At 41.1% G+C, this 8472-nt stretch carries 8 protein-coding genes; 6 read left to right on the forward strand and 2 right to left on the reverse strand.

The genetic code is table 11. The annotated features are described in order from the left end of the window. Nucleotides 1-15: 15 nt before the first annotated feature. Together speF and potE are read left to right on the forward strand one after the other, a co-directional pair. Entirely contained in the window at nt 16-2205 is a 2190-nt protein-coding gene (gene speF, locus HMPREF9083_RS04355; RefSeq protein WP_007556206.1) for an ornithine decarboxylase SpeF, read from the forward strand. 102 nt (nt 2206-2307) lie between these two features. Next, nucleotides 2308-3618: a putrescine-ornithine antiporter gene (gene potE, locus HMPREF9083_RS04360; protein WP_007556207.1), complete on the forward strand. Its 1311-nt coding sequence runs from the start codon at nt 2308-2310 to the stop codon at nt 3616-3618. 104 nt (nt 3619-3722) lie between these two features. Here potE and HMPREF9083_RS04365 read toward each other — a convergent pair whose 3' ends face one another. Both HMPREF9083_RS04365 and HMPREF9083_RS04370 read right to left on the reverse strand, forming a co-directional pair. Beyond that, on the reverse strand, nt 3723-4334 hold the full coding sequence (locus tag HMPREF9083_RS04365; RefSeq protein ID WP_035062686.1) for a TetR/AcrR family transcriptional regulator: 612 nt from the start codon (nt 4332-4334) through the stop codon (nt 3723-3725). Between the two features lie 11 nt (nt 4335-4345). Beyond that, the gene (locus HMPREF9083_RS04370; protein ID WP_007556209.1) at nt 4346-4909 is read right to left on the reverse strand and encodes an LOG family protein; all 564 of its coding nucleotides are present in this window, start codon (nt 4907-4909) and stop codon (nt 4346-4348) included. 247 nt (nt 4910-5156) lie between these two features. Between HMPREF9083_RS04370 and HMPREF9083_RS04375 the strand changes: the two genes are divergently transcribed. The 4 genes from HMPREF9083_RS04375 (at nt 5157) to fusA (ending at nt 8450) form a co-directional block, all read left to right on the forward strand. Then, on the forward strand, nt 5157-5399 hold the full coding sequence (locus HMPREF9083_RS04375) for a ribosomal L7Ae/L30e/S12e/Gadd45 family protein (protein WP_256998186.1): 243 nt from the start codon (nt 5157-5159) through the stop codon (nt 5397-5399). 75 nt (nt 5400-5474) lie between these two features. After that, nucleotides 5475-5849, forward strand: a complete 375-nt coding sequence (gene rpsL, locus HMPREF9083_RS04380) for a 30S ribosomal protein S12 (RefSeq protein WP_007555324.1) — start codon at nt 5475-5477, stop codon at nt 5847-5849. 36 nt (nt 5850-5885) lie between these two features. Next, nucleotides 5886-6356, forward strand: a complete 471-nt coding sequence (rpsG, locus tag HMPREF9083_RS04385; protein WP_007555315.1) for a 30S ribosomal protein S7 — start codon at nt 5886-5888, stop codon at nt 6354-6356. Nucleotides 6357-6374: 18 nt separating this feature from the next. Continuing rightward, nucleotides 6375-8450, forward strand: a complete 2076-nt coding sequence (gene fusA, locus HMPREF9083_RS04390) for an elongation factor G (protein ID WP_007556212.1) — start codon at nt 6375-6377, stop codon at nt 8448-8450. The last annotated feature ends 22 nt before the right edge of the window (nt 8451-8472 follow it).

The raw sequence follows: 8472 nt of genomic DNA on the forward strand, positions 1-8472 counted from the left end.
GGGAGGTCATTTATTGTGACGCATTTGAAAATTGCCTACACTGAAAAGGCTCTCGAATTATTCGGAGCTGTATGTGGTCGTGAAACTGTTGACATTGAATCGACTGATTTTACTGATGTGGCAGCAGTAGTACTTACTGATAGAGATGCAGATGCACTTAAGACTCATAAGAAGATTGGCGCATTCGACATCCCTGTATTCTTGATTAGAACCGGTAGTGAAAATGTCAGTGATGAAGTAATCGGAAAGGTATTCCGTGTAATTGACTTGAAGGAAACCGATCATGCTTTGTTTGAACGTCAGATTATCAGTGCTGCTGATAATTATGAAGCTAACATTTTACCGCCGTTCTTCAAAGATTTGAAAAAATATGTTGAAAACGGATATGCTCAGTTTGATTGCCCAGGCCATCAGGGCGGTGCATTCTACCGTAAGCATCCGGCCGGACGTGCTTTTTATGATTTCTTCGGCGAAAACACATTTAGAGCCGACCTCTGCAACGCAGACGTTGCTATGGGAGACTTGCTCATTCATGAAGGTCCTGCTTGCGCAGCTCAGAAACACGCTGCAGCTGTATACAACGCAGACAAGACTTACTTCGTATTGAACGGTACATCAAGCTCCAACAAGGTTGTATTGAATGCAGCTTTGGCTCCGGGCGACATCGTTCTTTATGATAGAAATAACCACAAATCTATCGACCATGGTGCTTTGGTTATAGCAGGTGCAACTCCGGTATATCTGGAAACTGCTCGTAACGCATTCGGCTCCATCGGTGGTATTTTGGAACATTGCTTCAATGAAGAATACATTCGTAAGCTGGTTGCTGAAAAGGATCCGGTAAAAGCTAAGGCTAAACGTCCGATTCGTTTGGCAGTTATACAGCTCGGTACATATGACGGCTGTATTTACAACGCTCGTCAGGTTGTTGACAAGATCGGTCACCTCTGTGATTACATTTTGTTCGACTCCGCTTGGGTAGGATATGAACAGTTCATCCCTATGATGAAGGATTGCAGCCCGTTGCTCCTCGATTTGGGACCGGAAGATCCGGGTATCTTCGTAACTCAGTCTGTTCACAAACAACAGGCCGGTTTCTCTATGACATCACAGATTCATAAGAAAGACCACCATATTAAGGGTCAGGCTCGTTACATTCCGCACAAACGTTTGAACAATGCATTCATGATGCACGCTTCAACATCTCCGTTGTACCAGCTCTTTGCAGCATTGGATGTAAACGCCAAGATGCATGAGGGTAAAGCGGGAAGAGAATTGTGGGCAGAAGCTGTCAAGACAGTTATTGAAACACGTAAACAGGTATTACGTAACTGCCACTACATCCGTCCGCTCGTTCCGCCGGTAGTTTACGGTAAGAAGTGGGAAGACGGCGACACCGAAAAGATGGCAAACGACATTAATTACTGGGCATTTGAACCCGGCGCTAAATGGCACGGATTTGAAGGCTACGGTAAAGGTCAGTACTTCATCGACCCGATGAAATTACAGTTTGTAACTTGCGGTATTGACATTGAAAACGGCGGATATGAAGAATTCGGTATCCCGGGCAACATTCTTGCAAACTACCTCCGTGACAACGGAATTATTCCGGAAAAATGTGACTTGAACGACATACTGTTCCTCATGACTCCGGCAGAAGACAAGACAAAGATGGACGACCTCGTAGCTAAACTCGTTCGTTTCGAAAAATTGGTTGACGAAGATGCTCCGATGTCCGAAGTATTGCCGACAGTTTACAAGAACAATGAAGACAAGTACAGAGGATACACAATCCGTCAGATTTGTCAGGAAATGCATGACTTCTACAAAGACAGAAAAGTATTCACTTTGCAGAAGAAGTTGTTCTTGAAAGACTACTTCCCTGAATACGTAATGACACCACAAGTAGCACAGTATGAATTCATGCGTGCACACGGTGAATTGGTAGACTTGGAAGAAGCTGAAGGAAGAATCGCATTGGAAGGTGCTTTACCGTATCCGCCAGGAGTACTCTGTGTACACCCGGGTGAAAAATGGTCAAAGACCGCTTGCACATACTTCCTTGACTTAGTTGAAGGTATCAACATGTTGCCGGGATTCGCACCGGAAATTCAGGGCGTATACGTTCAGATGGGTGAAGACGGCAAGAAGCACGCATACGGCTATGTATTGAAGAAAGAATGCGAAAAGAATTTCGTAAAATAATAGATAATACGAAACGATTTCGTAAAATATAGAAAGATGCACATTCATGCTGCTCGGTGAGAGCCGGGCAGCACGAATTGTTTTTTAAAGGAGATTTAAATTATGTCTGAAACTAAAAAGATGAGCGTAGGACAATTGACAATTATTACTGCTGTTAACATGATGGGTTCCGGCATTATCATGCTCCCGTCCAAGTTAGCACAGGTTGGCGGTTTGTCAATTGTATCTTGGGTAGTTACCGCTGTAGGTTCCATGCTTTTGGCATTTGCATTCGCAAAGTGCGGTATGTACAGTAGAAAAGGCGGCGGAATGGGCGGCTACGCTGAATACGCTTTCGGAAAATCCGGTAACTTTATGTGTGGATTTACATATGGTATTTCCTTGGTAATTGCAAACGTTGCTATCGCTATTTCAGCGGTTGGTTACGGCTCTACATTCTTTAATATTTCATTGGATCCGCTTATGACATGTCTTGCAACAATTGCAGTTTTGTGGGTGACCACATTGGCCAACTTCGGTGGTGCAAGTATCACCGGACGTATCGGCTCAGTAACAATTTGGGGTGTTATCGGACCGATTTTCGCTATTTCCATTTGCGGTTGGTTCTATTTCTCAGGAGATCAGTATTCAGCTAACTGGAATTACAACAACTTGCCGATAGGCGAAGCTGCAGTAAATGCTATTACAATGACACTCTGGTCCTTCTTGGGATTGGAATCTGCATGTGCAAATGCGGACGCAGTAGAAAATCCTGAAAAATCCGTTCCTTTTGCAGTATTGGCAGGAACACTTCTTTGTGCAGTTGTATACATCGTTTCAACAAACGTTATGTTCGGTATGCTTCCGGCAACGGAAATTGTCAAGAGTAATGCGCCTTTCGGATTAGCATTTGCTACAATGTGGGGCGGAGTTGCAGGTAAGACTGCAATGGCTCTTATGACAATTGCCTGCATCGGTTCTTTACTCGGCTGGCAGTTTACAGTAGCCAACGTATTCAAAGCATCTGCGGATGAAGGATACTTTCCGAAGATATTCTCAAAAGTAAGCAGCAACGGCGCTCCGATTTCAGGAATGATTGTTTTGGGCATAATTCAAACATTGTTATCCTTGATGACAATCAGCCCGAGTTTGAATGAACAGTTCGAACAGTTGACAAACTTGGCAGTTATTACAAACTTGGTGCCATACATTATGTCCATGGCAGCAGTATTGATAATTATGAAGGTCGCAAAACGTAGCGGCGGTGAAACATCCAAAGCTATGGTAGCTGCAGTTTTAGGAATTATTTACAGCTTGTATGCATGCTATGCATCCGGATTTGAAGCTATGACATATGGTGCATTGGTTACATTCTTGGGCTGGCCTTTCTACGGATTTATTGCAGATAAATTCGAAATGAATCACGAAGAATAAAAAGTGATAAAAAAGGAAATCTTGTAATGAGATTTCCTTTTTTTATAATATTTATGTAAAAATAAATACAGCAGATAAAACATTAGATTTTATCTGCTGTATTTTTATATGTGCGCAATACTTTGGAGTAATATTTCTACATATTTTTCCAATTGCTCATTATTTTTAATATATTTTGACAGAAATGAATTTTTGCGATTAATTTCAACTATTATGGGATACTCCATTGCCGAAAAAATTTGCATACATTTCATCTCCAAATCAGGTTGAGAATTAATTTTTGACAATTCTCCTACATTTCTTAAAAACTTATCCCATGATTGGTTATGTAATAAATTCAAGTAAATGAAGTAGGTGTCTTTTGCATCATTGCTTGAAGGAGTTGAAATTGAACGGAACAGTGCAGGATGTTGATGAGCCAATTTGAAGTATCCGAGTATGTATTTTCTTAAACGTTCTTTTACCGGCAAATCTGTTTTATCCAAGTAACTTACTATGGCTTCAAAGTTGAAAATCATTTTTTCCAAAGCGGCACCTATCAACTCTTCTTTTGACCCGAAGTAATAATTTACAGATGCGATATTTGTATTGCATTCCTTTGCAATTCTTCGTATTGTCGCTTTTTTGAAACCTTCGTTACGTAAAATTCTTGATGTTACATCAATTATTTTCTGTTTGATTTTTTCACCTTTTTCCGTAAGCTCTTTGTTTCTCATAAAATTTCCTTTCAATTATTTTCAAATTTTGAAATATGTATATTCAGTTCTTCTACGGAATTGCAAAAAATGATATTTGCCCATTCATTGCGCGGAATAAATGAATATTGTGTATATGTTTCAAATAATTTCAGAAGCGGATCGTAAAAACCGTTTATATTTAAAACATATATAGGGTAGTTTTCAAGACAATCTTTGTATGTTCGTATATATGAAGCGGTATCTGCCAATTCTTCAAGAGTACCCAGTCCTCCGGGTAATATGATGAAAATATCACCATGCTTGAGAAAATATTCTTTGCGTTGTGATAAATTTTTTACAATGAAAAGTTTTTGCAGCTCGTAATGAGCTTGTTCTTTTTTGACAAAAACTTCCGGAATAACACCGGTTACAAATCCTTTTGATTTCATTGCGGAATTTGCAACAATTCCCATAAGGCCCGATTTTCCTCCTCCGTAAATGAGGTTATGACCTTTTTTTGCTATAAGAGTACCTACGTCTTCGGCAACTTTTGAAAAAACGGAATTATTTCCAGGATGACAACCGCAATAAATCACAATATTTTTCTTAGTCATGATTACTCCTTGTGTCAAACAATACCATATTAACTTAATTATACAGAACTTTTAAGATAAATAAAACATTTTGGGGAAAATGTAAAAAAATGATAATGAAAAAAAGCATTAATGACACACACGGATACGTTGTAAAAAAGTTATCAATAAATACTGAATAAAATGAGTGTAAATATTTGACAGGATTTCAGTGTAATGCTATAATTCCATTGTATGTGATTTTGATGTGCAAAAAACAGGTGATGAAATGAGCTTGGAAGAGTTAAGTGCATCCGATTTTGTAGTCGGATTAAAAGAAACGGAAAGAGCGATTGATACAGGTAAAGTTAAGCATGTGTTTATTGCAAAAGATTGTGATGAACGTATTGCGTTGCCGCTTTTGGAAATTTGTAAGGAAAGAAATATTTCCGTAAATCGTGAATTTACAAGAAAAGAAATCGGACGTGCTTGCAAAATCAAAGTCAAGGCTGCAACTGCTGCAGTCATATAAATTCGGTAATATCTTTTAAGATTTATCTTGAAAGATCAATTATAAATATACAATTGAGGAAAGGAGGTGCCTATATTGCCGACAATTAATCAGCTGGTTCGTAAGGGTAGAGAAGTTTTGTCTACCAAGGCGAAGACTCCGGCGTTAAAACAGTCTCCACAGAAACGTGGCGTATGTACAAGAGTATATACAGCTACACCGAAAAAGCCGAACTCGGCGCTTCGTAAAGTAGCTCGTGTACGCTTGACAAACGGAATTGAAGTTTCAGCTTATATTCCGGGTGAAGGTCATAACCTTCAGGAACACAGTGTAGTTCTTATTCGAGGCGGACGTGTCAAGGATCTTCCGGGTGTTCGTTATCACATCATCCGCGGTGCACTGGATACAGTAGGTGTAGCCGGTCGTCAACAGGGCCGTTCAAAATACGGTGCTAAACGTGAAAAGAAGTAAGTGATTAACAAACATTTTTAAAAGGAGGAAACTTGTATGCCGAGAAAAGGTGCTGTTCCGAAACGTGACGTGCTGCCGGATCCAGTATACGGTTCCAAGGTAGTAACTCGTTTCATTAATAAGGTTATGCTTGACGGCAAGAAGGGCATCGCAGAATCTATCGTTTACGGTGCATTTGATATTTGCCGAAGCAAGCTTGGCAAAGAACCTCTCGAAATTTTCGAGCAGGCTTTGAATAATGTTATGCCGGTATTGGAAGTTAAGGCTCGCCGTGTCGGCGGTGCTAACTATCAGGTACCGATTGAAGTCAGAGCAGATCGTCGTCTGACTTTAGGAATTCGCTGGATGGTAAACTATGCACGTTTGCGTAACGAACGTACAATGGAAGAACGTCTTGCGGGAGAACTGATGGACGCATATAACAATGCGGGCGCAGCAGTTAAGAAAAAGGAAGATACGCATAAAATGGCAGAAGCCAACAAGGCATTTGCTCATTATCGCTGGTAATTATAAAGGAGACTTATCGTGGCTAGAGAATTTACGCTTCAAAAAACTAGAAATATCGGCATTATGGCACACATTGATGCCGGAAAAACAACAACCACGGAACGTATCCTGTTTTACACCGGTGTAAATCATAAGATTGGTGAAGTTCATGATGGTGCAGCTACCATGGACTGGATGGAGCAGGAACAGGAACGTGGTATAACCATTACTTCCGCTGCTACAACTTGCCATTGGAAAGGTTACCGTGTAAACATTATCGATACACCAGGTCACGTAGACTTTACTGTAGAAGTAGAACGTTCCTTGCGTGTATTGGACGGATCTGTTGCTGTATTCAGTGCTAAGGACGGTGTTCAGACACAGTCTGAAACAGTTTGGAGACAGGCAGACCATTACCACGTACCGCGTATTGCATTTATCAACAAAATGGATACTACAGGCGCAAATTTCTTGCGTGCTGTAGGTACAATTGAAGATCGTTTGCATGCAAAAGCAGTAGCTATGCAGCTTCCGATCGGCCAACAAGATACATTCGTCGGTATCATCGATTTGTTGGAAAGAAAAGCCGAAGTTTACAAAGATGATGACGGCAAGCAAATTGAATTTCAGGAAGTTCCTGAAGATATGAAAGACTTGGTTGAAGAATACCGTGAAAAGATTTGCGAAATTGCAGCCGAAGGTGATGACACCCTCATGGAAAAATACCTTGAAGGTGAAGAATTATCTATCGACGAAATTAAGAAATCTATTCGTAAACAGGTATTGGCATGTAAATTGTTCCCGGTGTTCTGCGGTTCCGCATATAAGAACAAGGGAATTCAGATGATACTCGATGCAGTAATCGATTACTTGCCTTCACCGCTTGATGTTCCTCCGGTAAAGGGAACATTACCTGACGGCGGCGAAGCTGAACGTGCAGTAGATGACAATGCTCCGATGTCGGCATTGGCATTCAAAATCATGACAGATCCGTTTGTAGGTAAGTTGGCATTCTTCCGTGTATATTCCGGACAGATGCACCAAGGTACATATGTACTCAACTCAACCAAAGGCAAGAAAGAACGTGTAGGACGTATCGTTCAGATGCACGCAAACAGTCGTAAAGAAATCGACGCCGCATACACAGGGGATATTGCAGCTGCTGTAGGTTTTAAAGATGTAACCACAGGTGATACACTCTGTGATATGGATAATCCGATTATTCTTGAAAAAATGGAATTCCCGGAACCGGTTATTTCCGTAGCTGTAGAGCCCAAGACAAAAGCGGACCAAGAAAAGATGGGTATAGCTCTTCAGCGTCTTGCAGAAGAAGACCCGACATTTAAAGTACGCACAGATCCGGAAACAAGTCAGACAATTATATCCGGCATGGGTGAACTTCACTTGGATATTATCGTTGATCGTATGAAACGTGAATTCAAGGTAGATGCAACTGTAGGTAAGCCTCAGGTTGCATACCGTGAAACAATTAAGAAAACTGTCGAAGCGGAAGGTAAATTCGTACGTCAGACAGGTGGTCACGGTCAGTACGGTCACTGCTGGTTGCGTCTTGAACCAAGACAGCCGGGCGAAGGCTTTGAATTTGCAAATGAAGTTGTCGGTGGTGTTATTCCGAAAGAATTTATCAATCCGGTACAGAACGGTGTAGAAGCCGCAATGGAAGACGGTGTAGTAGCAGGATATCCGATGGTAGATATTAAAGTTACCGTATTCGACGGATCATACCACGATGTAGACTCTTCAGAAATGGCGTTCAAAGTAGCAGGTTCAATGGCATTCAAAGAAGGTGCAAGAAAAGCGGAACCCGTTCTCTTGGAACCGTACATGAAAGTCGTTGTTGAAGTACCGGAACAATACATGGGTGACGTTATCGGCGGATTGAACTCCCGTCGTGGACGCATCGAAGGTATGGAAACGGAAAATTCCGAATCTAAAATTAACGGATTCGTACCGCTCTCTGAAATGTTCGGATATGCTACCTCATTACGTAGCTCCACACAGGGACGTGGAACATTTACAATGACATTCGATCATTATGAAGAAGTTCCGAAGGCGATTTCTCAGCAAATTACTGAAGAACGTCTCGGTAAGTAAAATAAAATAAAAGGAGATATTC

It is taken from the genome of Dialister micraerophilus DSM 19965 (assembly GCF_000194985.1).
Classification (GTDB): domain Bacteria; phylum Bacillota; class Negativicutes; order Veillonellales; family Dialisteraceae; genus Dialister; species Dialister micraerophilus.

Excerpts from the sequence above, each read along its gene's own strand:
- potE (WP_007556207.1), top strand. The coding sequence starts at position 2,308 with ATGTCTGAAACTAAAAAGATGAGCGTAGGACAATTGACAATTATTACT.
- HMPREF9083_RS04365 (WP_035062686.1), bottom strand. The coding sequence starts at position 4,334 with ATGAGAAACAAAGAGCTTACGGAAAAAGGTGAAAAAATCAAACAGAAA.
- HMPREF9083_RS04370 (WP_007556209.1), bottom strand. The coding sequence starts at position 4,909 with ATGACTAAGAAAAATATTGTGATTTATTGCGGTTGTCATCCTGGAAAT.
- HMPREF9083_RS04375 (WP_256998186.1), top strand. The coding sequence starts at position 5,157 with ATGAGCTTGGAAGAGTTAAGTGCATCCGATTTTGTAGTCGGATTAAAA.
- rpsG (WP_007555315.1), top strand. The coding sequence starts at position 5,886 with ATGCCGAGAAAAGGTGCTGTTCCGAAACGTGACGTGCTGCCGGATCCA.